At 72.5% G+C, this 23,816-nt stretch carries 26 protein-coding genes and 1 pseudogene; 9 read left to right on the forward strand and 18 right to left on the reverse strand.

From position 1 onward, the window contains the following. Positions 1 to 28 precede the first annotated feature (28 nt). On the reverse strand, positions 29 to 1,117 hold the full coding sequence (locus C2L59_RS40130; RefSeq protein WP_103354799.1) for a Xaa-Pro peptidase family protein: 1,089 nt from the start codon (positions 1,115 to 1,117) through the stop codon (positions 29 to 31). A gap of 68 nt (positions 1,118 to 1,185) precedes the next feature. On the opposite strand from C2L59_RS40130, the gene C2L59_RS40135 reads away from it, so the two are divergent. Further along, a complete protein-coding gene (locus C2L59_RS40135) occupies positions 1,186 to 1,605 on the forward strand; it encodes a B-4DMT family transporter (protein ID WP_199199564.1) in 420 nt (139 codons plus the stop codon). A 575-nt stretch (positions 1,606 to 2,180) separates the two neighbouring features. Here C2L59_RS40135 and C2L59_RS40140 read toward each other — a convergent pair. The 9 genes and pseudogenes from C2L59_RS40140 to C2L59_RS40180 all read right to left on the reverse strand — a co-directional run bounded on the left by C2L59_RS40140 (position 2,181) and on the right by C2L59_RS40180 (position 9,652). Then, on the reverse strand, positions 2,181 to 3,659 hold the full coding sequence (locus C2L59_RS40140; protein WP_103354801.1) for a beta-xylosidase: 1,479 nt from the start codon (positions 3,657 to 3,659) through the stop codon (positions 2,181 to 2,183). A gap of 133 nt (positions 3,660 to 3,792) precedes the next feature. Then, positions 3,793 to 4,706 (reverse strand): annotated as a pseudogene (locus tag C2L59_RS50515) (GNAT family N-acetyltransferase). Beyond that, a complete protein-coding gene (aroQ, locus tag C2L59_RS40150; RefSeq protein WP_103354802.1) occupies positions 4,703 to 5,134 on the reverse strand; it encodes a type II 3-dehydroquinate dehydratase in 432 nt (143 codons plus the stop codon). Before aroQ ends, C2L59_RS50515 begins: the two are co-directional and overlap by 4 nt. Further along, positions 5,131 to 6,240 carry a 3-dehydroquinate synthase gene (gene aroB / locus C2L59_RS40155; RefSeq protein ID WP_103354848.1) on the reverse strand — a complete coding sequence of 370 codons (1,110 nt, stop codon included), beginning with the start codon at positions 6,238 to 6,240 and terminating at the stop codon, positions 5,131 to 5,133. Before aroB ends, aroQ begins: the two co-directional genes overlap by 4 nt. Before the next feature lie 8 nt (positions 6,241 to 6,248). Continuing rightward, a complete protein-coding gene (locus C2L59_RS40160) occupies positions 6,249 to 6,773 on the reverse strand; it encodes a shikimate kinase (RefSeq protein ID WP_199199566.1) in 525 nt (174 codons plus the stop codon). Then, entirely contained in the window at positions 6,770 to 7,957 is a 1,188-nt protein-coding gene (gene aroC / locus C2L59_RS40165) for a chorismate synthase (RefSeq protein WP_103354804.1), read from the reverse strand. The genes C2L59_RS40160 and aroC overlap by 4 nt, the downstream gene beginning before the upstream one ends. A 165-nt stretch (positions 7,958 to 8,122) precedes the next feature. Further along, entirely contained in the window at positions 8,123 to 8,764 is a 642-nt protein-coding gene (locus C2L59_RS40170) for an anti-sigma factor (RefSeq protein WP_103354805.1), read from the reverse strand. Next, positions 8,761 to 9,273 (reverse strand): sigma-70 family RNA polymerase sigma factor, encoded by a 513-nt coding sequence (locus tag C2L59_RS40175; RefSeq protein WP_103354806.1) that lies wholly within the window; start codon positions 9,271 to 9,273, stop codon positions 8,761 to 8,763. Before C2L59_RS40175 ends, C2L59_RS40170 begins: the two co-directional genes overlap by 4 nt. 10 nt (positions 9,274 to 9,283) lie before the next feature. Further along, positions 9,284 to 9,652: a hypothetical protein gene (locus tag C2L59_RS40180; protein WP_103354807.1), complete on the reverse strand. Its 369-nt coding sequence runs from the start codon at positions 9,650 to 9,652 to the stop codon at positions 9,284 to 9,286. Positions 9,653 to 9,757: 105 nt separating this feature from the next. On the opposite strand from C2L59_RS40180, the gene C2L59_RS40185 reads away from it, so the two are divergent. Next, positions 9,758 to 10,195, forward strand: coding sequence for a ubiquinol-cytochrome c reductase iron-sulfur subunit (locus tag C2L59_RS40185; RefSeq protein ID WP_103354808.1), 438 nt, complete (start codon positions 9,758 to 9,760; stop codon positions 10,193 to 10,195). 70 nt (positions 10,196 to 10,265) lie between these two features. Here C2L59_RS40185 and C2L59_RS40190 read toward each other — a convergent pair whose 3' ends face one another. Continuing rightward, the gene (locus C2L59_RS40190; RefSeq protein WP_103354809.1) at positions 10,266 to 10,721 is read right to left on the reverse strand and encodes a PTS glucose transporter subunit IIA; all 456 of its coding nucleotides are present in this window, start codon (positions 10,719 to 10,721) and stop codon (positions 10,266 to 10,268) included. Then, positions 10,718 to 11,107 carry a glucose PTS transporter subunit EIIB gene (locus tag C2L59_RS40195; RefSeq protein ID WP_370444821.1) on the reverse strand — a complete coding sequence of 130 codons (390 nt, stop codon included), beginning with the start codon at positions 11,105 to 11,107 and terminating at the stop codon, positions 10,718 to 10,720. Before C2L59_RS40195 ends, C2L59_RS40190 begins: the two co-directional genes overlap by 4 nt. Positions 11,108 to 11,199: 92 nt before the next feature. Here C2L59_RS40195 and C2L59_RS40200 point away from each other — a divergent pair, with 92 nt between their 5' ends. The 3 genes from C2L59_RS40200 to C2L59_RS40210 are packed head-to-tail and all read left to right on the forward strand — an operon-like array spanning position 11,200 to position 13,524. After that, entirely contained in the window at positions 11,200 to 11,985 is a 786-nt protein-coding gene (locus C2L59_RS40200) for a GntR family transcriptional regulator (RefSeq protein ID WP_103354811.1), read from the forward strand. Further along, positions 11,982 to 13,217 carry a PTS transporter subunit EIIC gene (locus C2L59_RS40205; RefSeq protein ID WP_103354812.1) on the forward strand — a complete coding sequence of 412 codons (1,236 nt, stop codon included), beginning with the start codon at positions 11,982 to 11,984 and terminating at the stop codon, positions 13,215 to 13,217. Before C2L59_RS40200 ends, C2L59_RS40205 begins: the two co-directional genes overlap by 4 nt. Positions 13,218 to 13,257: 40 nt before the next feature. Further along, positions 13,258 to 13,524 (forward strand): HPr family phosphocarrier protein, encoded by a 267-nt coding sequence (locus C2L59_RS40210; RefSeq protein ID WP_103335999.1) that lies wholly within the window; start codon positions 13,258 to 13,260, stop codon positions 13,522 to 13,524. Positions 13,525 to 13,593: 69 nt separating this feature from the next. Here C2L59_RS40210 and C2L59_RS40215 read toward each other — a convergent pair whose 3' ends face one another. Together C2L59_RS40215 and C2L59_RS40220 are read right to left on the reverse strand one after the other, a co-directional pair. After that, a complete protein-coding gene (locus tag C2L59_RS40215) occupies positions 13,594 to 14,802 on the reverse strand; it encodes a glycosyltransferase family 2 protein (protein WP_158263144.1) in 1,209 nt (402 codons plus the stop codon). 97 nt (positions 14,803 to 14,899) lie between these two features. Next, complete coding sequence (locus tag C2L59_RS40220; protein WP_146060505.1) at positions 14,900 to 15,307, reverse strand: hypothetical protein; 408 nt, start codon at positions 15,305 to 15,307, stop codon at positions 14,900 to 14,902. 328 nt (positions 15,308 to 15,635) lie between these two features. On the opposite strand from C2L59_RS40220, the gene C2L59_RS40225 reads away from it, so the two are divergent. Next, a complete protein-coding gene (locus C2L59_RS40225; RefSeq protein ID WP_103354815.1) occupies positions 15,636 to 16,451 on the forward strand; it encodes a serine hydrolase in 816 nt (271 codons plus the stop codon). Beyond that, positions 16,448 to 17,917 (forward strand): alpha/beta hydrolase, encoded by a 1,470-nt coding sequence (locus tag C2L59_RS40230; RefSeq protein WP_103354816.1) that lies wholly within the window; start codon positions 16,448 to 16,450, stop codon positions 17,915 to 17,917. Before C2L59_RS40225 ends, C2L59_RS40230 begins: the two co-directional genes overlap by 4 nt. 157 nt (positions 17,918 to 18,074) lie before the next feature. Here C2L59_RS40230 and C2L59_RS40235 read toward each other — a convergent pair whose 3' ends face one another. Beyond that, positions 18,075 to 19,007: a D-2-hydroxyacid dehydrogenase family protein gene (locus C2L59_RS40235; protein WP_103354817.1), complete on the reverse strand. Its 933-nt coding sequence runs from the start codon at positions 19,005 to 19,007 to the stop codon at positions 18,075 to 18,077. A gap of 112 nt (positions 19,008 to 19,119) precedes the next feature. Between C2L59_RS40235 and C2L59_RS40240 the strand changes: the two genes are divergently transcribed. After that, positions 19,120 to 19,533, forward strand: coding sequence for a hypothetical protein (locus C2L59_RS40240; protein WP_103354818.1), 414 nt, complete (start codon positions 19,120 to 19,122; stop codon positions 19,531 to 19,533). Between the two features lie 25 nt (positions 19,534 to 19,558). Beyond that, a complete protein-coding gene (locus C2L59_RS40245; protein WP_103354819.1) occupies positions 19,559 to 20,218 on the forward strand; it encodes a TetR/AcrR family transcriptional regulator in 660 nt (219 codons plus the stop codon). Here the strand turns inward: C2L59_RS40245 and C2L59_RS40250 are convergent. From C2L59_RS40250 to mltG, 3 genes are all read right to left on the reverse strand, one after another. Continuing rightward, a complete protein-coding gene (locus C2L59_RS40250) occupies positions 20,184 to 21,449 on the reverse strand; it encodes a GrpB family protein (RefSeq protein ID WP_103354820.1) in 1,266 nt (421 codons plus the stop codon). The two genes, C2L59_RS40245 and C2L59_RS40250, sit on opposite strands and share 35 nt — an antisense overlap. 63 nt (positions 21,450 to 21,512) lie before the next feature. Continuing rightward, positions 21,513 to 22,343 carry a shikimate dehydrogenase gene (locus tag C2L59_RS40255; protein ID WP_233223959.1) on the reverse strand — a complete coding sequence of 277 codons (831 nt, stop codon included), beginning with the start codon at positions 22,341 to 22,343 and terminating at the stop codon, positions 21,513 to 21,515. Between the two features lie 16 nt (positions 22,344 to 22,359). After that, positions 22,360 to 23,816 (reverse strand): endolytic transglycosylase MltG (mltG, locus tag C2L59_RS40260; RefSeq protein WP_233223954.1); only part of this gene is annotated, 1,457 nt, incomplete at its 5' end.

The raw sequence follows: 23,816 nt of genomic DNA on the forward strand, positions 1-23,816 counted from the left end.
GTCGATCTTCCGGTGTTCGGGGCCGCCGTCAGACGACCACGAGGTTCTTGGTGCTCAGGGTGAGGAGTTCGGGCTCCCCAGCCCGCACGACGAGCGTGTCCTCGATGCGCACGCCACCGCGCCCCGCGAGGTACACGCCGGGCTCGACGGTGACCGCCATACCGGCGGCCAGTGTACCGACGCCCGTCGCGGCGAAGCTGGGCGCCTCGTGGATCTGCAGGCCGACGCCGTGGCCGAGACCGTGCGCGAAGTGCTCGCCGTGCCCGGCCTCCTTGATCAAGTCCCGCGCGGCGGCGTCCACATCGGACACTTCGGCGCCCGGGACGACCGCGGCGACGCCCGCCGCCTGGGCCGCGTGGACGAGGTCGTAGACGTCCCGCTGCCAGTCCGCGGGCTCGCCGAGGACGAAGGTGCGGGTCATGTCGGAGTGGTAGCCGTCGACGGTCGCGCCGAAGTCCAGCTTGACGAAGTCGCCGCGCTTCAGCTCGGCGTGCGTCGGCTGGTGGTGCGGGATGGCCGAGTGCGCGCCGGCGGCGATGATGGACGCGAAGCTGGGCGCGGACGAGCCGTGCCCCAGCATCCGGTTCTCCAGGTCGCGGGCGATCTCCAGCTCGGTCCGCCCGGGACGGAGACCCCCGGCGGCGACCAGGTCGTCGAGCGCCCGGTCGGCGGCGGCGCACGCCTGGCGCAGCGCCTCGATCTCGGCCTCGTCCTTGACCTCGCGCAGCCGCTCGACGAGGCCGGGGGTCCGTTTCAGCGGCACCTGTTCGCTCAGCGTTTCGTACTGCTCGACGCTGACGTGCTGGCTCTCGAACCCCAGCTGCCCGTAGGTCTTGCCGTCCTTCGCGGCCCGCGCCACGAGGGCGGCGGCGCTCGCCCGGTCGACGACGGTCTCGAGGTCGGGTACCTCGGCGGCCGACTGGGTGGTGTAGCGGCCGTCGGTGCAGAAGAGCGTCTTCTCGTCGCCGCCGGCGTGCAGCAGAAGGGCGGCGTTCGACCCGGTGAAGCCGGTCAGGTAGCGGATGTTGAGCAGATCGGTGACCAGCAGCGCCTCGACACCGGCTCCGGTCAGGAGCCCGCGCAGCGCCGCCCGGCGACGTCCATGGGTTTCCGGCACCCGTCCACCCTAGTGCGCGGGCTTCCCGGGGGAAGCGACTCGCCAGTAGGCCGCCTACACTCCGCAGGATGAGCGCCTGGGTGATTCGCGGACTGGCGATGGCGGTGCTGCACGGCGCGGCCATCACGCTGCTGGCCAAGTACGCCGTGTACCACCCGACGGACCAGACGCTGGTGGTGTCCCTGGCCTTGGCGGTCCTGGTGGGCGCGGCGGCGTTGTGGAGCGCCCTCGACGCGTGGCGCGGCCTCCCGGACCGGGGACGCGTGTGGTTCATTTCGGCGCTGGTCGCGGGCCCGGTGGCGGGAATCCTGTACGTGATCGGCCGCGCGGTGTTCGTGGACCAGACGGGCGTGTCGGAACTCGGCGGCGCACTGACGGGCGGAGCGGCGTTCTCGGCCCTGCTGGTCCTGATCCCGGCCGGCCTGGGCCTGTTCGTCGGCGGCCGCCTGGGGCGGCCGGAGGGGCGGGGCGAGGAACCGCGGGGGTAGGTGGGCCGGGTTCGAGCGCTCCTCGTTCCCGGGCGCGCCGGTGCTGCTCGGCCGGGGAACCGCGGCGGCCTTTCCGGCGCCGCCCGCCCGCGCAGCTCAGCTCCGCTCTCCTGCCTGCCGCGCCGGCTGTTCTCCGGGCGCGCTCACCCGCGCAGCTCAGCTCCGCTCTCCTGCCTGCCGCGCCGGCTGTTCTCCGGGCGCGCTCACCCGCGCAGCTCAGCTCCGCTCTCCTGCCTGCCGCGCCGGCTGTTCTCCGGGCGCGCTCACCCGCGCAGCTCAGCTCCGCTCTCCTGCCTGCCGCGCCGGCTGTTCTCCGGGCGCGCTCACCCGCGCAGCTCAGCTCCGCTCTCCTGCCTGCCGCGCCGGCTGTTCTCCGGGCGCGCTCACCCGCGCAGCTCAGCTCCGCTCTCCTGCCTGCCGCGCCGGCTGTTCTCCGGGCGCGCTCACCCGCGCAGCTCGACAGAGCTGCGCGCGGGTAGGCGAGGCCGGGTTCGAGCTTCCCTCGTTCCCGGGCGAGCTCACCGCGCGGAAGGCCTACCGCAAACCCGCCGGACTCCCGCGAGCCGTGCCGCCGCTCAGCCGACCAGCGAAGCCCCCGGCGCGTAGCCCTCCCACTGGGCCGCGCTCACCGGGCGGGCCGTCGAGCCGTTGTTGCCCACTATCCCGCCGTCGGGGATTCGCCAGCGGCGGTGGTCGTCGAGGATGAATGCGAAGCCGGCGTCGGGGGCCGCCACCGCTTCCGCTCCCGATCGCAGGTGGGCCGTCACCGGCAGGGCCGCCAGGGCCGGGGGCGCCTTCTCCAGCACCTCGCCGGCCAGGGCCACCGCCACCGTGCGGCGGTCCACCTGTACCCGCGCGCCCGCTCTGACCAGGTCCATCGTGCGCTCCGGGGAGGGGGCCGTCACGCCGTCGAACGTCGCCGCGACGCGGCCGGGGTTCGCGCACGCCTGGCTGCCGCGCAGGTCCAGCCCGAAGTGCCGCAGGTCGCTCGGTGCCCTCGCGCCGCCGAGGGTCGTCGCGCGCACCACGTCGAACGGCACCCGGTCGCACGGGTCCGCCGACGACAGGGGCGCGTGCCCGTCCGCGCGGCGCACCAGCCCCGGCCCCTCCTGCCACGGCCCGGGGATCACCACCGGCTGGAACGGGTGCTCGGTGAAGTCCGCGGTCCAGAAGGTGAGCGTCGTCCCGCCGTCGGACTCGTGCGCGACGATGAACGCGGCGAGCGCCCCCACCCACATCAGGTCGGCGCTGAACCCGTCGACGATCGACCGGGCCCGCGGCCCGGACGTCGACGCGACCGGCACGAACCCGCCGACGTCCAGCGCCTGCACGCCGGACCCGAACGCGGGGTCGCGCGAGCGGAGCAGGAACTGCCCGGCGCCGTTCGCCCCCGCGGCGCGGCCGGTGGTGTCGGTGAACATCAGGTAGAACCAGCCGTCGAGGTAGACGACGGAGGGCTGCCCGGCGCCGTAGACGTTCGCGCGGTGCACGTCGTGCGACGGCCCGAGGATCGGCCGCCCGCCCGCGGCGCGCGTCCAGTGCAAGCCGTCGGGGCTGGTGGCGAGCCCGATGGCGTTGCCGAGGGCGTGGTCCCCGGCGGCGCCGGTGTAGTACAGGTAATAGGTCGAGCCGACGCGCAGCACGGACGGGTCGCAGGTGTGCATGCCGTCGAACTGCCCGGGCGCACCGGAGAAGACGGCCGCCGGGATGCCGCCACCCGGTCCGGTGAACGGCCCGTCCATCGACTGCGCCTGGGCGTAGAGTATGTCGTCGCCGGCGGGCCCGGCGCCGCCGTACTGGCTGCACCACCACATCCGGGTCTGCCCGCGGTCGAGCATGACGGAGGGACCGTAGTTGTAGACGGCGTCGGCGCCGCCGGCGGCGATCACGCCACCACTCTGCCGGGGGTCACCCGAAGCGAGCTTGACGTCGGTGGGCCGCGGCGAGGCCGGTTTTCCCCCGGCGATGGCGGGCTGCTCCCCCGCCGCCTGCGGCTGGGCGTAACCCTGGGTGCAGCCCGCGACCAGCAGCCCCGCCAGCACACCGGCGAGCAAGGCACGAGCGGGTCGCCGACCCCCACGACGAAACGGGTGCACGGCACCGGAGTGTAGCGAGCGGTACCCCGTCCGGGCGGCGGCGCTCCTGTTCGAGGGTCCCTCTTTCGTGATTACCGATCAGGAGAAGACCTCACGCGCCCGCGGGCGGGCCTTCCGCCGCGACCAGCTCGACCTCGAACCCGGCCTCGTTCTCCAGGTAAGCCGCGTAGTGGGCGTCGCCGCCCGCGTGCGGGTACCGGTCCGCGAACAGCGGGCGCCAGCCATGCCCGTCCGCCCGCGCCGCCAGGTCGTCGACCTGGGCCCGGGTCGCCACGTGCAGCGCCAGGTGGTTCAAGCCCGGCCGCGTGCGCTCGTGCTCCCCCGCGCTCGACGCCGGTGACTTCTCGACCACGACGTACGTTCCGCCGAGCCGCCAGCTCACACCGCCGGGCCGGCGCTGGAACTCCCGCCAGCCCGGCTCGGCCAGCAGCCGGCCCCAGCTGCGCTCGGCTCCGGCCAGGTCCGGGACCCACAGCTCGAGGTGGTGCGGCCGCCCGTGGACCGCCGGCAGCGCCACCAGCACCCGGTGCAGGTCGCCGTAGTGGACGCCGCTGCCGACGTCGAGGAACCCCAGGCACCCGGCCACTTTCCGGCTCGCCGCGTTCTGTTCGCGGACCAGCGCCCACACCGCCGGGAGCCCGAGCGTGCCGAGGCCGTGGTCCAGCACCGCGCGGGCGGCCTCGGTGCCAGGCCCTGCCCGGCGTGCGCGCTCGCGACGTAGTGACCCAGCTCGGGCACCCCGCCCGGCAGCTCCCACGACGGCCGCAGGTGCGCGACGCCGATCACCTCGCCGCCGCGCTCGATCACCCAGTGGCCCTGGCCGGCCGGGCCGCGGTGGGCCAGGCGGCGGTCCACCATCGCGCTCGCCGCGACCGGGTCGGCGAAGTCCGCCGCGAAGTACCGGCTCATCTCCGGGTCGGCGAACACCTTCACCACGGCTTCGCGATCGGCTTCGGTCAGCTGCCGCAGCCGCAGCCGCGGAGTGCGCAACGCCGGCAGCGTCATCCGGCGTGGGTGGCGAGCCAGCGCAGGGCGAGCGGATAGCCGTCGACGCCGAGGCCCGCGATCACCGCCGTCGCGATGTCCGAAAGCACGCTGTGGTGCCGGAACGCCTCCCGCTTGTGCACGTTCGAGATGTGCAGCTCGATCAGCGGCGCGGACAGCTGCGCCGCGGCGTCGCGCACCGCGATCGAATAGTGCGTCCACGCGCCGGCGTTCAGGACCACCGGGTGGCCGCCGTCGGCCGCTTCGTGCAGCCAGCCGACCAGCTCGCCCTCGTGGTCGGTCTGGCGGACCTCGACCTCGATCCCGAGCTCCTCGCCGGTCTTCACGCACCGGGCGACCAGGTCGTCGTGGGTGGTCGAGCCGTAGACCGACGGCTCGCGCTTGCCGAGCCGGCCGAGGTTGGGGCCGTTGAACACGAACGCCTTCACAGCAGCACGCTCCCGCCGCTGCGGGACGGCTCCGCCGCGATCGCCGAGTACGCGGCCGCGAGCAGCGCCGGGTCCGGGCCCTCCAGCCGGCCGGGCTTGGCGAGCGCGTCGAGGACGACGAACCGCAGCGCCCCCGAGCGGGTCTTCTTGTCGCCCTTCATGGTTTCCAGCAGCTGCGGCAGCGCGTCGGCGTCGTAGGTCGTCGGCAGGCCGATCAGCTTCAGCACGGACGCGTGGCGCCCGGCCGTGGCGTCGTCGAGCCGGCCGGCCAGCCGCGCCAGCTCGGCGGCGAACACCAGGCCGACGCTGACCGCGGCGCCGTGGCGCCACCGGTACCGCTCGCGGCGCTCGATGGCGTGTCCGAGCGTGTGGCCGTAGTTGAGGATCTCGCGCAGGTCGGACTCGCGCAGGTCGGCGGCGACGACGCCGGCCTTGACCCGGATCGACCGCCGGACCAGCTCGGCCAGGACGTCACCGGCCGGGTCGAGCGCCGCGGCCGGATCGGCCTCGATCAGCTCGAGGATCCGCGGGTCGGCGATGAAGCCGGTCTTCACGACCTCGGCCATCCCGGCGACGAGCTCGTTCGGCGGCAGCGTCTCCAGCGTCGCGAGGTCGACGAACACCGCGCTCGGCTCGTGGAACACCCCGACGAGGTTCTTGCCGGCCTCGGTGTTGATGCCGGTCTTGCCGCCGACCGAGGCGTCGACCATGCCGAGCAGCGTCGTCGGCACGTTGACCAGCCGGACCCCGCGCATCCACGTGCCCGCGACGAACCCGGCGAGGTCGGTGACCGCGCCGCCGCCGAGGCCGACCACGGCCCCGCGGCGGTCCAGCCCCATCCGGCCGAGGACCTCCCAGCAGAAGCCCGCGACGGTGAGCGCCTTGCCGTCCTCGGCGTCCGGGATCTCGACGCGGTGGGCGTCGAGGCCCGCCGCGTTGAGCTCGTCGCGGATGGCCTCGGCCGTGGCGGTCAGCGTGGGCGGGTGGATCAGCGCGATCTTCGAGGCGCCGGCCAGGTGCTCGGTGAGGTCGCCGAGCAGGCCGCGCCCGACCACGACGTCGTAGGGCTGGGCGGTGGCGACGGGGATCCGCACCGGATCGGACACGAGGTGGCTCACTCCTTGGCTTCGGCGGGAGCGGCGAGCTCCGCCACGAGGTGCGCGACGATCCCGGAGGGCGTCCGGTCGTCGGTGACGATCTCGACGGTGGCGACCTCGCGGTAGACGGGCACCCGCTCGTCGAGCAGTTTCTTGAAGGTGGCGCGGGGGTTCACCCCGGCCAGCAGCGGCCGCGCGGAGGACAGCCCGGTGCGCTGCACCCCCGCCGCGAGGCCGACGTTGAGGAACACGACGGTGTGCCGGGCCAGCCGGGCCCGGGTGCCCGGGGTGAGCGGCGCGCCGCCGCCGAGGGAGAGCACGCCGTCGTGCTCCGCCAGCGCGGTGGCGACCGCTTCTTCTTCCAGGGCGCGGAAAGCGGGCTCGCCGTCCTCGGCGAAGATGTCGGAGATGCTGCGCCCGGTGCGCGCGACGATGTCGTCGTCACTGTCCCGGAACGCGACGCCGAGCGCGGCGGCCAGCAGCGGCCCGACCGTGCTCTTGCCCGAGCCGGGCGGGCCGACGATCACCGCGCGCGGGCTCACCACCGCTCCTCGAGGGCCTTGAGGTACGCCTCGGCGTTGCGCTTGCTCTCGGCGAGCGAGTCGCCGCCGAACTTTTCGAGGGCGGCGTCGGCGAGGACGAGCGCCACCACCGACTCCAGCACGACCCCGGCGCGGGGCACCGCGCAGACGTCCGAGCGCTGATGGATGGCCACCGCGGGCTCGCCGGTCTTGACGTCCACAGTGGACAGTGCTTTGGGGACGGTCGAGATCGGCTTCATGGCCACGCGCACGCGCAGCGGCTCGCCGTTGGTGATGCCGCCTTCCAGGCCGCCGGCGCGGTTGGACCGCCGGGTGACGCCGACCGGGCCGGTGCCGCGGTCGATCTCGTCGTGCGCCTGGCTGCCCCAGCGGCGGGCGGTGGTGAAGCCGTCGCCGACCTCGACGCCCTTCATCGCCTGGACGCCCATGAGCGCGCCGGCGAGCCGCGCGTCGAGCCGGCGGTCCCAGTGGACGTGGGAGCCGAGGCCCGGCGGGAGGCCGTAGGCGAGGACCTCGATCACGCCGCCGACGGTGTCACCGGCCTTCCGGACGGCGTCGACCTCGGCGACCATGGCGTCGGTGCCCGCCTGGCTGAACGCGCGCACCGGGCTCTCGTCGATGGCGGCCAGGTCCTCCGGCTTGGGGAGGGGCCCCTCCGGCGCGTCGGCGCCGCCGATCGAGACGACGTGGCTGACGATCTCGACGCCGAGCAGCTGCCGGAGGAAGTTGCGGGCGACGGTGCCGAGCGCGGTCCGCGACGCCGTCTCGCGGGCGCTCGCGCGCTCCAGGACGGGACGGGCCTCGTCGAAGCCGTACTTCTGCATGCCGGGCAGGTCGGCGTGGCCGGGGCGGGGCCGGGTGAGCGGTTCGTTGCGCGCGAGGCCTTCGAGGATCTGCGGATCGACCGGGTCGGCCGCCATGACCTGCTCCCACTTGGGCCACTCGGCGTTCTCGATGTGGACTGCGACCGGGCCGCCCTGGGTCAGGCCGTGGCGGACGCCGCCGAGGAACTCGATGTGGTCGGTCTCGAAGCCCATCCGCGGGCTGCGGCCGAAGCCGAGGCGGCGGCGGGCCAGCTGCTCGGTGACGTCGGCGGTGGTGACGGCCACCCCGGCGGGCATGCCTTCGAGCACGGCGGCCAGCGCGGGTCCGTGCGATTCACCTGCGGTGATCCAGCGCAACATGGGCTCAATCCTGTCACGGCCGCGGCGCGGGCCGGGACATGCCTCCGCTCACCCGCCCGGGCGGGCATCACCCGTGACCGGAGGGGCATCACTCGTGACTGGAGAGGCATCACCCGTGACCGGAGGGGATCCGGGGCCCCCTGCGGCCCGGATCCCCTCCCGCCGTCAGAGGGTGAGCCGGAGGAGGGGCAGGCCGCTCGCCAGGCGGACCTCCAGGGCCGTCAGGTCCGGTGTCTTGAGGGCCGTGCCGATCACGATGCGGGCCGTGTTGTCCGGGACCGCCTTCCAGGTCGCCAGCTCCGTCTCCGAGCCGTCGCGGGCGATCGCCACCAGGAGGTACTCGCCGCCGCTGCGGCCACCCGTGTAGCTGCACGACATGTCCACCTGCGTGCCCCACGCGAAGGCGTCGAGGCGGGCGTCTGCGCGCACCGGGAACTCGCCCAGCGCCGTCATCGCCACCGAGGGCGGCGGGGCGGGCGGCGGCGCCGAGGCCACCACCGCCAGCGCGACGCACGCCGACACCGCCAGCGCGGCCGAAGCGGACGTCACCGCGAGCCGGATCCGGCGGCCGCGCCGGACGCGGCGGAGGACCGACGGCAGCAGGTCGGGCGGGGGCGCCGCCAGCTCGGGCGGCACCGCCGGGGCGTCCACCCTGGCCAGCAGCCCGGGCAGCCCCGCCAGTTCGCGCACCGAGGCCGCGCAGCGGTCGCACGTGCGCAGGTGCTCCTCGAAGCGCTGCCGGTCCTCGGGGGACAGCGCTCCCAGCACGTAGGCGGCGTCGAACGTCGCGAACGGGTCCTCGCTCACTGGGTCACCCCCCTCTCCTCGAGCACCAACCGCAGCGCGCGCAACGCGTAGTGCGTGCGCGACTTGACCGTCCCTTCGGCCACGCCCAGCCGCCGCGCGGCGTCCGCCACCGAATAGCCCTGGAAGTAACACAGGACCAGCACCTCGCGGTGCCGTTCCGACAGCTCGGCCAGCGCCTCCGCGACCAGCCAGCCCTGCACCGCGCGGTCGGTGCCGTCGGCGACCGCGCCCTCCGGCGGCCGGTCGGTGACCACCTCCGAGCGGGCCGACGCCGAGCGCCAGCCGTCGATGGCGATCCGCCGCGCCACCGTGAACAGCCACGCCCGCGCCGAGCCCTGCGACTGGTCCAGCACCGTCGTCGACCGCCAGGCCCGCAGCAGCGTCTCCTGGACGACGTCCTCGGCCCGGATCCGGTCGCCCGAGGTCAGGTGCAGCGCGTACGACCACAGCGCCGACGCGTGCTCCTCGTGCAGCGCCCGCATCAACGCCTCTTCGGCGACGTCCTTCACCGGCCGGGCCTCAGACCGCGGCGCGGCGCCGGTCCCTGACGAACAGCAGCGCCAGACCGCCCACGATGCAGACCGCCTCCGTGATGACGCCCCAGTACTCCGGCTGGCTGTTGAACTGGTCGTGGTTGCCGGCGAACCCGACCGTCGCGGCCAGCACGTACGCGCCGAGCGTCAGCGCCCCGAAGCCGGCCGCGCCCAGCGCGGGCAGCCAGTGCCGCCAGGCCAGGACCGCGATCGCCAGCACCAGCCCGGCGATCGCGTCGAGCAGGAACAGCGGGCCCACGATGCCCGGGTAGTCCTCGGTCCACAGGAAGTAGTGCACGCCCGCCGAGCCCAGCAGTGCGGCCGCCACGACGATGCGCAGGATCCAGCTCACCATGATCGTTCCTCCACTCCACACCCACTCCGCTACATACACGGAACGGGGGGCGATCCGGTTCACCGGGAATTGAACCGAACGGGGGGCGATCTCGTTCAGTAGGGCATGACAGCCGAACTGCACTCCCGCCGCACCGTCCTGTCCACCGGTGCCGCCGTCGCCGGTGCCGCCGTCGGCGCCGTCGCGCTCTCCGCCTGCTCGTCCGAGCCGGGGGCCAAGTCCGGCACCGCCCAGGCGCCGATCGCCGCCGGGACGCCGCTGGTCGCGCTGGCCGACGTCCCGGTCGGCCAGGCCAAGGCGGCCAAGGCGCCGGACGGCTCCGACGTCATCGTGGCCCGGACGTCCGAATCGGCCTGCGCCGCGTTCAGCGCGATCTGCACGCACCAGGGCTGCACGGTGACCCCGAAGGGCGCCGACCTGGTCTGCCCGTGCCACGGCTCGGTGTTCAACGCGCTCACCGGCGAGGTCAAGCAGGGCCCGGCGAACAAGCCGCTGCCGTCCGTGCCGGTCAAGGTCGAGAACGGCAAGGTCGTGACCGGCTGACGAGCCGGGCGCACGCGAAGGGCCCTTGCGGACGAGAGTCCACAAGGGCCCGACGCGTGCCCGAACCGGCTCAGGCGTCCCAGGCGAACAACCGGTCCCCGGCCGCGACGGCCCGGTCCGCGTCCAGCCCGGACAGCACGTCCGCCGACGCGTCCAGCGCGACGACCGGGACGATCGCCGAATAGCCCGCCGCGGTCACCGCCTCCGGGTCCCAGCTGACGATCGGCTGGCCGGCCCGCACCTGCTCGCCCTTGACGACGTGCAGCGTGAAGCCCTCGCCCTTTTCCTTCACCGTGTCGATGCCCAGGTGGACGAGCACGGCCTTGCCGTCCTCGGTCGCGACGACGTAGGCGTGCGGGTGCAGCGTCGCGACCGTGCCGTCGACCGGCGCGACCGCGTCCGACCGGCCGCCCGCGGGCTGCACCGCGATGCCCGGGCCCACCATGGCCTGCGCGAACACCGGATCCGGGACCTCGGTGATCGGCACCACGCGCCCGGCGACCGGGCTGAGGACCTCGAAGCTCACAGCAGGTCCTCGATGTCGCTGGCGATCGTGTCCGCCTCCGGCCCGACGATCACCTGCAGCGCCGCCGACCCCATCTTCACGACGCCCATCGCGCCGGCCTTCTTCAGCGCCGCTTCGTCGACGAGGCTCATGTCCTCGACCTCGCAGCGCAGCCGCGTGATGCAGCCCTCGATCTCGGTGAGGTTGCCCGCGCCGCCGAGTGCCGCGAGGATCTTTTCGGGCCTGTCATCCGCCATCGCGGTCTCCTTGCTCACTGTTTGTTCCCAACCTGACGCGAACCGCGTGTCCACCTGTACTACGCCGATCGTCGGCATGCACCCCGCCGCGGGCCACGAACGGATAACGGTGGTTGACACCCGTCCGCACGGCGGAGCATCCTGCCCCATCAGATCATTGGTCTAGACCGGAACGTACCAATGTTCCGGGCCGGACGCGAGCACCGGTCCCCGGTGACGCGAGAACGAGGAGGGTGACGCCGATGAGCGCGGCCGCGCACGTCCCGCCGCCCGACAAGGTTGTCAACGGGCCCACGCCCAAGCACGCCCAGCTGCGGGAGATCCTCCGCCGCACGGTGGAGCGCGAGCTCCCGCCGGGTGCGCCGATCCCGTCCGAACGCGAGCTGGCGCAACGCTACGGCGTGTCGCGGCTCACGGTCCGGTCGGCGATCGGCAAGCTGGTCGAGGAGGGCCTGCTGGCCCGGGTCCGCGGCAAGGGTACGTTCACCGCGGCCCGGCGGATGGAGCTGCAGCTCTACCTGATGTCGTTCACCGACGACATGCGGAGGCGGGGGCTGACCCCGACGACCGAGGTGGTCTCCGCGGCCACCGAGGTGCCGCCCACCGCCTCGGCACACGCCCTCGGCCTGGCCGAGGGCGCTCCGGCGCACCACCTGGTGCGGTTGCGGCACGCCGACGGCGTGCCACTGGCCGTCGAACGCGGCTGGTACCACGCGGGCCGGGCCCCCGGCCTGCTCGGACTGGACCTGACCCAGTCCATCTACGCGCAGCTGGCCGAGACGTACGGTGTGCGTCCCGACCGGGCGTGGCAGACGGTCTGGGCCGAAGGTGCGGACCGCGAGACGGCCCGGCTGCTCGGCATGCGCGCCGGCAGCCCGCTGCTCGTGTTCCGGCGGGTTTCCAGCGCGAACGGCGACCCCATCGAAGACATCACGTCCTGGTACCGGGGAGATCACTACCAGGTGACCATGCAGTTGGACCGGAACACCCCGGAACCCGGTCAACCCCACTATGGAGGAACCAGATGAGTTCGACCACCGCGGAGGGGGCGAAGAAGAGCGGCAGCGGTCTCGCCGGTCTTCAGCGCTTCGGCCGTAGCCTCATGCTCCCGATCGCCGTGCTCCCGGCGGCGGGCATCCTGCTCCGGCTGGGCCAGGACGACATGCTCGGGGCGAAGGGCCTCGGCTGGAACAAGGTCGCCTCGGTGCTCGGCGCCGGCGGCGGCGCCCTGTTCAACTGGCTGCCGTTGCTGTTCGCGGTCGGCATCGCCGTCGGCTTCGCCAGGAAGGGCGACGGCTCGACCGCCGTCGCGGCAGTCGTCGGCTTCTTCGTCTTCACCAGCGTCATCCAGGTGTTCGCCCCGCTGAAGGACCTGCCCAAGTATGCCGCCGGGTCCACCGAGCTCGCACCGATCAAGTGGCCCTATTCGGTGCTCGCCGGTGTCGTCGTCGGCATCGTGGCGGCGTTGCTGTGGCAGAAGTACCACCGCATCAAGCTGCCCGCCTACCTGGCGTTCTTCGGCGGCCGCCGGTTCGTGCCGATCATCACCGCGGGCGTCATGGTGATCCTCGGCGTGCTCTTCGGCCTGGTCTTCCACTGGGTCAACAGCGGCATCGAGTCGATCGGTGACGCGGTCACCGCCTCCCCGGTCGCCGGCGGCGGCATCTACGGCGCGCTGAACCGCCTGCTCATCCCGGTCGGTCTGCACCAGCTGCTGAACGTCCCGATCTGGTTCATCTTCAAGGGCGGCGACATCAACAACTTCGTCGCGGGCGACATGTCGGCGGGCGCCTTCACCACGGGCTTCTTCCCGATCTTCATGTTCGCGCTGCCCGCGGCGGCACTGGCGATCTGGCAGACCGCCCGCCCGGCGCAGCGGAAGATCGTCGGCGGCGTGATGATCTCCGCGGCGCTGACCTCGTTCCTCACCGGTGTGACCGAGCCGATCGAGTTCTCGTTCATGTTCGTCGCGTGGCCGCTGTACCTCTTCCACGCGATCATGACCGGCACCTCGCTGGCGATCTGCAATGCGCTGGGCATCCACCAGAGCTTCAACTTCTCCGCGGGTGGCATCGACTTCCTGCTCAACCTGGGCGCCCCGGCGGCGCAGAAGCCGTGGCTGCTCATCCCGATCGGCCTCGTCTACGCGGTGCTCTACTACGTGGTCTTCCGCTTCGCGATCATCAAGTTCAACCTGCGCACGCCGGGCCGCGAAGACGACTCGGTCGAGGCCGACCTCGACCGGACCGCCGCCGCGTAACATCCGTACCGACGTAGCACCCCGTAGCGAGAGGACGAACATGCCGGAGAAACGCGTCGCCGTGGCCAGCAAGGTGGGCCTGCACGCCCGGCCGGCCGCGCTGGTGGCGAAGGCGGCCGCGGCGCAGCCCGTCGCGGTGCAGATCGCCAAGGCCGGCGGTAACCCGGTGGCCGCCGGCAGCGTGCTGAACCTGATGACCCTGGCCGCCGGCTACGGCGACGAGGTCGTCATCAGCGCCGAGGGCGAGGGCGCCGAGGAGGCCGTGGAAGCGGTCGCCCAGCTCGTCGCCACCGACTTGGACGCCTGAGTACCCGAGTAACGCCGCGAAGGCCCCGCACCGGCTCCCCGACAGCCGGTGCGGGGCCTTCGCGTTCCGCTACCGGAGCCTCAACCGCGAACGCTCGAAGATCTCGTCGGTCCAGGGCGCACACATCTCCCGGTACCGCTCGGCCTCCGACGCGCTCTTGAACCGCTCGAGCAGCGCTGCGATCAGCGCGTCGAGGTGCCGACCCGATCCGTCCACGGCACTGTTCGCGATCAGGACCTCGTCACGCCGCAGCCGTACCGTCCGCAGCAGGGCGGAGCCGGTCAGCCCGCCGTCGGCCAGGCCGGCGACCGAGCGGAAGTAGTGGGCGTCCGGGCTGTCGCCCTTGTCGACCCGATCCAGTTCGTCGGCGTAGCCGCGCACCGTCGCCCAGTCGCCCATCACCGCGAGACCCTGACAGGCGATGCACAGCGCCCGGCGGTAGTACTGGCGGGCGTTCAGGCGGTCGCCCGTTCCAGGATTCCGCTCGGCCAGTTCCTTCAGGGTTTCGCACAAATCCAAGATGTGCGCGCGGTCGAGAACGGTCAGTCCGTCCCGGACCATGAAGTACGGCCACCGCGGATTGTCCGCGTCGTCTTTCACCGCCGCGTTCAGCAAACGGATATTGCGATTCCGCTTGTCCTTCGCGGCGATCACCGTCGGCTCGTACCCGTCGTGATGGAACACGAGGTTCAAACCGGCCATGCCGACCGGCTCGTCCACCGGTCCGGAACACACCGGGTATTCGTGCACCGCTCCCCGATACCGAATCGAGCTGTCGGCCCGGAATATTCGGGGAACGTCCTCCATGGCGTGGTCGCGGCCGACGTGCCGGATGATCGGCGCGAAGACCAGACGGTCGAGGCCACGGAGAACCGTCAACGATTGCAGGCACGCCACGAGCTCTTCGGCGGCAGGCCGGTCGAGCCATTCGTCGGCGTCGAGGAAGACCACCCAGCCCGCCCCGACCGCCTCGATCGCGAAGTTGCGGACCTCGGCGAACGAATCCGCCCACGGGGCCCGCACCGGCTCGACACCGTGCCGCCGGTACTGCTCCACGATGGCCGTCGTCCCGTCCACGGAACCGGTGTCCACGACCAGGACACGATCCGCTCCCACGCCCACCACGCTGTCCAGGCACCGCGCGATGCACCGTTCCTCGTCCTTGGCCAGGACGACGACGCTCACCGGGCACCCCACCGGCACACCGTCCGCGTCCAGCGAGTCGAGCGGCGGAAAGAGCCGCTGGATCCAGCGGCTCGGGAACACTTGGTCGGTCACGTCTTCCTCCCCCGCGAGACCACCGCGGAGGCCGGCCCCACGATCCGGGAGCCGGCCCCCACGGTCATCGATCACCTGCTACCGAACCGGTCCCGCCTCACTCGCACGCCGTGGTGGCGCGGCCCGGATCGTGGCCGCAGCCCAGATCGCGAAGCTCGCTGTGGAACTTGTAGCAGTTCCGCTCGCTGGGACCACTGCCCACCGTGTACGAACCCCGGTAGAAGTGGTAGTAGCCGTTGGACCCGCAGGACTTGTAGTGATCGCGCGGGATCGGATCCGGCTGCGTGCAGCTGCTGCTCAGCGAGCGGGGCACCGCGACGGCGGTGCCGGCGGACGCGGCGGGAGCGAACAGGGCGGAAAAGGAAACGCTCGCCGCGATCACGGCGCCGGCCACTCCGGCCCCGCGAAGGAATTTCCGGCTCCTGGCCCGTCCCGAAACGGGCTCGGACACAACCTGCGCCTTTGCCGTGGTCAGATCAGCTTCGATGGCGTCGAGAAACGCCAAATGCTCACCATTCATTGCAAGTTCCCCTCGTGTGTTATTTGCCGGATATCGGCGTATTTCGAAACTAGCAGGCCATCCACAGCCGCCGCAAGGAGTTTTGATCCGAACACGCGGAAAGCGATGATTCCGTACCATTCAGCATGGTGAGCCACAAGCGACCGAAAGAGTGATGATCAACTCGGAATCGAGCAAGAACCGACTGCGCATCTTCAAAGTTGCGTTGCATTCCGAAATCAGGCGAGAGATCAGTCGGCGAGCCCGGTTTTCGTTGCCACCCGCCGACGGGGGCCAGGGCGGGGGCCTTCGCGGCGTTTCGTAGGCTGGCGGCATGGAGAGTGTGCGCCTGATCGACGAGTGGCCGGTGGACAACGCCGCGACGGCCGTGGTGGCGGCGGACGGGAGCGTCGTGGGCCGCCACGGCGACCCCGCGCGGAGGTTCCGGCTCGCCTCGGTCAGCAAGCCGCTGACCGCCTACGCCGCGCTCATCGCGGTCGAAGAGGGCGTCGTCGAGCTCGACACCCCGGCCGGCCCCGAGGGCTCGACCGTGCGCCACCTGCTGGCCCACACCTCCGGCCTCGCCTTCGACGCGCACAAGGCGATGGCCGCGCCCGGCACCCGGCGCCTCTACTCCAACGCCGGGTTCGAGCAGCTGGCCGACGCGCTGGCCGAGCACTCCGGCATCCCGTTCGCCCAGTACCAGGCCGAGGCGCTGTTCGCCCCGCTCGGCATGACTTCGACCGCGCTGGAAGGTTCCCCCGCGTCCGGTGCGGTGTCCACTGTGGACGACCTGGTGGCGTTCGCCGCCGAGCTGCAGGCCCCGAAGCTGCTGGACCCGGCCACCGTCACCGAGGCGACGAACGTGGTCTTCCCGGGGCTGTCCGGCGTGCTGCCCGGGTTCGGCCACCAGAAACCGAACGACTGGGGCCTCGGGTTCGAGATCCGCGACCACAAGAGCCCGCACTGGACGGGCGCGCTCAGCTCGCCGCGGACGTTCGGCCACTTCGGCCAGTCGGGCACGTTCCTCTGGGTCGACCCGGAGGCGGGCGCGGCCTGCGTCGCGCTGACCGACCGCGCGTTCGGGCCGTGGGCCGCCGAGGTCTGGCCGCGCTACACCGACGCCGTGCTGGCGGAACGGGGCGCGTGAAGCGGGTTCTCCTCGCCGCCCTCCTGCTGCTGTCCGCCTGCAGTGCTCCCGCACCCGCGCCCGCGCCCGTCCCGCAAGCCGCCGCTCCCCCGGCGCTCGGCACCAACGGCGCCGCGGTCCCGGCGCTGCACTGGACGTCGTGCCACGGCCCGTTCCAGTGCGCGGCCGCGGCCGTGCCGCTGAGCTACCGCGAGCCGAAGGGCGCCACGATCGCACTGTCGGTGATCCGGCTGCCCGCCGGCGACCCGGGACGCCGGCTCGGCTCGCTGTTCTTCAACTTCGGCGGCCCCGGCACCGACGGCGTCGGCGAGCTGACCCGGTTCGCCGCCCGCTATCCGCCGGAGCTGCGCGCCCGGTTCGACCTGGTGAGCTTCGACCCGCGCGGGATCGGCGGGTCGGCGCCGATCAGCTGCCCCGGCGCGGACCACCTCCCGCCCGCCGGGTCCCCGGTGCGGCAGCCGGACGCGTTCTTCGCGGCGAGCGCGGCCACCGGCCGGGCATGCGCCGCCTCGGGCGCCCTGCTGAGCCACCTCTCGACGGCGAACGTGGCCCGCGACCTGGAACTGCTGCGCCAGGCCGTCGGAGACGCCTCGCTGACCTTCTACGGGTACTCCTACGGCACCTACCTGGGCGGCACGTACGCGAACCTGTTCCCGGACAAGGTCCGCGCGATGACGCTGGACGGCACGCTGGACCTCGTCGCGAACGCCACCGGCAAGCCCGGCCAGGAGCACCGGCCGGTGGACGTGCGAGCCGACGTCGCCGGGGCCCAGCAGCAGGAACTCGACCGGTTCTTCGCGGTGTGCGCCGCGGCCGGGCCGAAGTGCGCCTTCTCCGGCGGCGACCCGAAGGCGAAGTTCGCCGGCGTCTTCGCCCGCGCGTCCCGCGGGCCGGGCGTGAGCTCCCTGATGAAGACGGTCGACAGCGCGCTCTACCAGTCCGGCCGGTGGAAGCGGCTGGCACAGACCCTGGCCGCGATGCCGGCGGACCCGGGCGGCGCCTCGCCGGTCCACGACCCGTACGTCCCGACGCACTCCCCCGGTTTCCTGGCCGTCCAGTGCGTCGACAGCGACAACCCGCAATCACCCGCGGATTACACCGCCCTCGCCGCGCGGGAAAGCACCCGGCAGCCGTACTTCGGGCTGAGCGCGGTCTACTCGATGGCGCAGTGCGTCGGCTGGCCGGCCCGCGACGAAGACCGCTACACCGGACCGTGGAACCGGCCGCGCAAGAACCCGGTCCTGGTGCTGAACAACCGGTTCGACCCGGCGACACCACTGCACAACGCCGAGGCGACGGCGGCGGAACTGGGCGACGCGCGGGTCCTGGTCGTGGAGGGCTACGGCCACACCTCCCTGGACGTCCCGAGCGCGTGCGCTTCGGCGGCCGTGGTGCGATACCTGACGGACCTGGCCGCCCCGGCGGTGGGGACCACCTGCGCATCCGGCGCGGTTCCCTTTCCCTGAGGGAAAATCGCCGACCGGGCGCGGCGCCTGACGACCCGGGCGGGACAGGGTCCAAAGACCCTGCCGCCACCCCGGCCGGCGTGGTGTCATCCAAGGGTGCAGGCCCGCCGCAGGGCCGGTGCGGGGACCTCGGGCCCCGGCGGGCCGCACACCTCTCTCATTCCATGACGCGGATCGGCGCACCCGCCTGGTAGGCCGCGATGTCCTCGACCGCGTCGCCGTAGAAGATCTCGTAGACCTCGCGGGTGACGAACCCGATGTGCGGGGTCAGCACCGCGTTGTCGAGTGTCCTCAGTGGATGGTCGGCGGGAAACGGCTCGGTGTCGTAGACGTCCAGCGCCGCTGCGCGAATCTCCTTGCGCCGCAACGCGTCCACCAACGCCGCCTCGTCGACGATCGGGCCGCGGGAGGTGTTCACCAGCAGCGCCGTCGGCTTCATCGCTGCGAGCTCGGCCGCACCGACCAGGCCGCGGGTGCGGTCGCCGAGCACCAGGTGGATGGACAGCACGTCCGACCGCGCGAACAGCTCGTCCTTCGTGACCGCGGTGACGCCGTGCGGGTCCGCCTTCTCCTGCGTCAGGTGCTGGCTCCAGGCGATGGTTTCCATCCCGAAGACCTGCCCGATCTTCGCCGCCCCGGCCCCGAGCCGGCCGAGGCCGAGCAGGCCGAGCGTCTTGCCGTGCAGCATCGTGCCGACGGACGTCTGCCAGCCACCCTCGCGCATGGAGCGGAACTCCTGCGGCAGGTTCCGCGACGCGGCCAGGATCAGCGCCCACGTGTGCTCGGCGGTCGGCTCGCCGATGTAGCCGGTGGCGGACACGACGACGCCGTTGCGCCGCGCCGCCGCCACGTCGATGGCCGCGTTCCGCTTGCCCGTGCTGACCAGCAGCTTCAGGTCGGGCAGGGCGTCGAGCACCTCGGCCGGGAACCGGGTGCGCTCGCGCATGGCGACCACGCATTCGAAGCCCTGCAGCTGGGTGACGACGTCGGTCAGGGGCTCGGTGAAGACCGTGGTGTCGGCGTCGAGGGAAGCCCAGTCGCCGAAGGTGAGGGCGACGTTCTGGTAGTCGTCGAGGATCGCTATCCGCATGGACGTCACCGTAGCCGGGCCACCCCGCCGCCGCGGCGTGACGCGGCTCTCTTGAACGTGTTCAAAAACTCCGCTACCGTCCTTCTTGAACACGTTCAAAACAGGAGGAACCATGGACCCGATCGTCCTCGCCTACGCCCTCTACCTGCTGATCAGCATCCCGCTGACCGTGCTCGTCGCCCGGACGCTGAGCAAGCACGGCCGCACCTTCCTCACCGAGGTCTTCGCCGACAGCCCCGGCCTGGCCAACGCCGTGAACCAGCTCCTGGTCGTCGGCTTCTACCTGGTCAGCCTCGGGTTCGTGACGCTCTTCCTGACCAGCGGCGCCGACATCGCCACGGCCCGCGAGGTCTTCGAGATGCTCTCGGTCAAGATCGGCACGGTCGCCCTGGTGCTCGGCGTCATGCACCTGCTCAACGTCCTGGTCTTCAACGGCATCCGGCGCCGCCACCTGGCCCCGAAGTTCGTCCCGGCGCCGCTGCCCTACCCCGGCATGCCGCCGGCCCCGCCCTACCCGGCCCCCTGACGGCGACGGCGCTAACGTGCAGCGCGTGGCCAAGAGCGAGGAAACGCGGTCCCTGATCGTCACGACCGCCATGCGGCTGTTCACCGAGAACGGCTACAACCGCACGACGATGCGCGCGATCGCCGCCGAAGCGGGCGTCTCGGTCGGGAACGCCTACTACTACTTCTCGTCGAAGGAGCAGCTGGTCCAGGGCTTCTACGACGAGATGGCCGGGCAGCACCTGGCGGCGGCCCGGCCCCTGCTCGACGGCGAAACCGGCTTCGCCGCCCGGCTCAAGGCCGTGCTGCTGTGCTGGCTCGACGTCGCCGAGCCCTACCACCGCTTCGGCACGCAGTTCTTCGTCAACGCCGCCGACCCGGAGTCGCCGCTGAGCCCGTTCAGCACCGACTCCACGGCCGCCCGCGAGGCGTCGATCGGCCTCATGCGCGAGGTCGTCGAAGGCTCCGACGTGAAACTCGACCCGGAACTGCGCGCACAGCTGCCGGAACTGCTGTGGCTCTACCAGATGGGCGTGGTGCTGTTCTGGGTCCACGACCGCTCGGCACGCACGAACCGCAGCCGGCTGCTGGTGGAGCGCACCGTCCCCCTGCTGGCCCGGCTGGCCGCGCTCTCCCGGCTGCGGGTGTTCCGCCCGGTCAGCCGGGAGATCGTCAGCTTGGTCGAGGACCTGGCGAAGCGGGACTGATCGCCCGGAAGTACAGGAACCGCGGCTTGGTCCGCAGGTTCGCCGCCCACTTCGGGTCGGCCGCCTCGGCCTCCGGGACCGGCATCGGCTCGGCCAGGCGGTCCACCGCGAAGCCCGCGTCCCGCACCGCCTGGAACGTCCAGCTCAGCGGCCGCCGGTAGAAGCGCACGTGGTGGCCGGGCGGGAACTCGTCCTCCAGCAGCTCGAGCTCGAAGTAGTTCTCCCTGCCGAACCACCGCCACTCCTCGCCGGGGTGGTGCACGGAGAACACCAGCACGCCGCCGGGCACCAGGACCCGGCGGAACTCGGCCAGTACCGGCCCCCAGTCCTCGAGGTAGTGCAGCACGAGCGACGCGGTGACGACGTCGATCGAGGCGGCCGGCAGGTCCAGGGGCCGGGTGAGGTCGGCGACCTCGAACCGGGCGGCGTCGCCGGATTTCCGGCGCGCGATGGCGATCATCGCCGCGCTCGAGTCGACGCCGAGGACGTCGGCGCCCCGCGCGGCCAGCAGCGCGCTCAGGTGCCCGGCCGCGCAGCCGGCGTCGAGCACCCGCTTGGCCGCGACGTCGCCGGCCAGGTCCAGGACGGCGGGCCGGTCGTAGAGGGCGTTGGTGACGGACTTCTCCGCGTGCTCGGCGTACTCCTCGGCGTGGCCGTCGTACTGCTCCGCCCGGGCGCGGCCGATGACCTCGTCGATCACGGCCGTCTTGGCGTCCGCGTAGTGCTGGACGTACTTCCACACCCTTGCGGCCAGCTCGCGCTTCGTGTCCGCGTAGAGCGCCAGCTCCTCGGGGTGGGTCCGGAGGCGTTCGCGGAAGAACCGGTAGCGCGGGGTTTCGCCGTTGCCCGGCGAGTACACGTGCAGGTTGACGTTCGTGTCCGGGCCCTTGAAGCAGCGGTGCTTCTCCCAGTCCGGCTCGCGGATGACGAGCCGGTAGCCCGCCGCCTCCAGCGCGGGGACGTAGGCGGCCTCGTCGGCGGAGTCCGGCACCTCCAGCAGGATGTCGATGATCGGCTTGGCGCACAGCCCCGGCACCGACGTCGAGCCGACGTGCTCGAGGACGAGCACCCGCTCGCCCAGCGCCCCGCGGATGCGGTCCGCTTCCCGCTCGAACAGCTTCGGCCATTCCGGGTCGTATTCGGCGAGGGTGATCGTCGAGTTGAGCTCCCGCGGCTCCCCGACGCACATCGCGGCGATCTGCTCGTCGCTCATGGCTTCTTGGCTGGACATGGCGTGGACTCCCCCTCCATTCGGGCAGTCCACCAGGATATCGAAGCTCCGCCAGTGGTTTTTTCAGCCGATCGGCAGCGGCAGCAGGTTCCCGGTCGCTTCGCGCAACGCGTCCCGCATCGCCGCCCGTGGCGCCGGGCGGCCGGTGAAGTGCTCGGCCTGGCCGAACGCCTGGTGCAGCAGCATGTCCAGGCCGGTCGCGAGCCGGCCGCCGCGGGCCGCGACCGCTTCGGCGAGCGGGGTCGGCCACGGGTGGTAGATGACGTCCAGGACGTGGGCGACCACGGCGAGGTCGGCCACGTGCGCGACGACCGCGTCCGGCGGCACGGTGTTCACCAGCACCGCGGCCCCCGCCGCCAGCGCCGCGAAGTCCGTCTTGGACCAGCGCAGGACGTCAACGTCGAGCGAAGCCCGCTTCGCCGCGTCGAGGGTTTCGCCGGCCCGGGCCGGTTCACGCACGACCAGGCGCACCTGCCGCACGCCGAGGTCCGCCAGCCCGACGACCGCCGCCGCCGCGGTGCCGCCCGCGCCGAGCACGATCGCGGTGTCCGCGGGGGACGGCTGGTAGCCGCCCGCCGCCCGCAGCGCCCCGGTGACGCCCTCGACGTCGGTGCAGTCGGCGAGCCAGCCCCGCTCGGTGCGGACCAGCGTGTTGGCCGCGCCGACGGCGGCCGCGCGCGGCGTCACCTCGTCCGCGTGGTCCAGCGCCGCGCGCTTGCCCGGCATGGTCACCGAAAACCCGGTCCACTCCGGGCCGAGGCCGTCGACCAGCGCCGGGAGCTCCGCGGCGCCGGTCTCGATCCGCTCGTACGTCCAGCCGGTCAGGCCGAGCGCGGCGAACGCGGCGCCGTGCAGGACCGGGGACAGCGAGTGCGCCACCGGTTTGCCCAGCACCGCGGCCTTGCGGGGCTCAGAAGACACCGCGTTCCTTGGCGAGGCTGACGTTCTTCTTGTGGTCGTCGAAGCTGACCGCGAAGCAGGACAGGCCGTTCTTCTCGCACTTGACGAAGTACACCCACTCGCCGTCCGGCGGTTTGACCGCCGCCTTGATCGCGTCCGGGCTCGGCACCGCGATGGGCGTCGGGGTCAGCCCGGTGTTCAGGTAGGTGTTGTACGGCCCGGGCCGGTCTCGCTCGTTGTCGTTGGTCGCCAGCGTCGGGCGGTCCAGCACGTAGTTGACGGTGGAGTCCATCTGCAGCCGCATGTTCTTCTTCAGCCGGTTGTAGACGACCCGCGACAGCTTGCCGAAGTCGGCCTTCACCGCCTCGCGTTCGATGATCGAGGCGACGATCAGCGTCTGGTACGGCGTCACGTCCGGCCCGGTCGACTGCGGGGTCAGCCCGGCGTTCTGGATCGCCTCGGCCGAGCTGTGCACCAGCTGCCCGAGGATCTCCTGGGCGGTGGACCCCGGCTTGACGTCGTAGACGCCGGGCGCGATCAGGCCCTCCAGCCGGCGGTCCTTGCGGTCGGCCTTGTTCGCCGGCTCGATCGCCCAGTCCGGCACGCCGAGCTGCTTGAGGTCCGCCGCGCCGACGGCCTTGCGCAGGTCGTCGGCCGGGACGCAGGTGCTCTTGCCGTTGAGCTGCGCGCAGGACGCCTTCGACATCAGGCTGTACACGCCGGGCGTGACCTTGCCGTCGGGCTGGGTGATGTCGTCGAACTGCGTGTACGGCCGGATCTCCAGCTGCCCGACGCGCGCGTCCGGGGTGGTGATCCGGTCGACCGCGCTGGCCCCGGACATGTGCGACTTCATCACGTAGAAGCCGTGCTGGACCCGGGCGAGCTTCGGGTTGCCCTCGCCGGCCTTCACGAACGCCTTGCCGCTGGCGACGATGCCCGCGCCGGCGAGCTTGGCGCCGATCGCGGAGGTCGTGTCGCCGTCGTCCACCTGGAACACGACGTCGTCGGAGCCGGCGCCGTCGAAGTCGTCGTAGCCGAAGATCCGGTTGAAGCCGTAGTAGGCGCCGCCCGCGAGCAGGGCGATCACCGCGATCGCGGCGACCCAGCCGAGGGCGCGCTTGCCCTTCTTCTTCCGGGGCTTTTCCGGCTCTTCGGCGTAGTCGTCGTACTCCTCGTCGTACTCCGGCTCCTCGTACTCCTCGTACTCGTCGTAGTCCGCGTACTCGTCGTCCTCGGCGAAGAGCTCGGGCTCCTCGCGCGGCGGCTCGGCCGGGGGCAGCGGGGCGAGCGCGGGCAGGACGTCGGTCACCGGTTCCTCGCGCACCGGTGGGACCGGCGGCCGGAGGCGGCGCGGCTCGACGCCGGGTTCGGCCACGCCTGCGGACCGGTCACCCGGCTGTGCGGGCCGCCGGGCGGGTGGTTCGGCGTCGGGCTCCGGCGCCGCGCGGCGGCGCCGCGGATCGACGG

This window comes from Amycolatopsis sp. CA-128772, assembly GCF_002904295.1.
Classification (GTDB): domain Bacteria; phylum Actinomycetota; class Actinomycetes; order Mycobacteriales; family Pseudonocardiaceae; genus Amycolatopsis.

Excerpts from the sequence above, each read along its gene's own strand:
- C2L59_RS40135 (WP_199199564.1), top strand. The coding sequence starts at position 1,186 with ATGAGCGCCTGGGTGATTCGCGGACTGGCGATGGCGGTGCTGCACGGC.
- aroC (WP_103354804.1), bottom strand. The coding sequence starts at position 7,957 with ATGTTGCGCTGGATCACCGCAGGTGAATCGCACGGACCCGCGCTGGCC.
- C2L59_RS40180 (WP_103354807.1), bottom strand. The coding sequence starts at position 9,652 with ATGGTGAGCTGGATCCTGCGCATCGTCGTGGCGGCCGCACTGCTGGGC.
- C2L59_RS40185 (WP_103354808.1), top strand. The coding sequence starts at position 9,758 with ATGACAGCCGAACTGCACTCCCGCCGCACCGTCCTGTCCACCGGTGCC.
- C2L59_RS40195 (WP_370444821.1), bottom strand. The coding sequence starts at position 11,107 with ATGGGGCAGGATGCTCCGCCGTGCGGACGGGTGTCAACCACCGTTATC.
- C2L59_RS40200 (WP_103354811.1), top strand. The coding sequence starts at position 11,200 with ATGAGCGCGGCCGCGCACGTCCCGCCGCCCGACAAGGTTGTCAACGGG.
- C2L59_RS40205 (WP_103354812.1), top strand. The coding sequence starts at position 11,982 with ATGAGTTCGACCACCGCGGAGGGGGCGAAGAAGAGCGGCAGCGGTCTC.
- C2L59_RS40210 (WP_103335999.1), top strand. The coding sequence starts at position 13,258 with ATGCCGGAGAAACGCGTCGCCGTGGCCAGCAAGGTGGGCCTGCACGCC.
- C2L59_RS40225 (WP_103354815.1), top strand. The coding sequence starts at position 15,636 with ATGGAGAGTGTGCGCCTGATCGACGAGTGGCCGGTGGACAACGCCGCG.
- C2L59_RS40235 (WP_103354817.1), bottom strand. The coding sequence starts at position 19,007 with ATGCGGATAGCGATCCTCGACGACTACCAGAACGTCGCCCTCACCTTC.
- C2L59_RS40240 (WP_103354818.1), top strand. The coding sequence starts at position 19,120 with ATGGACCCGATCGTCCTCGCCTACGCCCTCTACCTGCTGATCAGCATC.
- C2L59_RS40250 (WP_103354820.1), bottom strand. The coding sequence starts at position 21,449 with ATGTCCAGCCAAGAAGCCATGAGCGACGAGCAGATCGCCGCGATGTGC.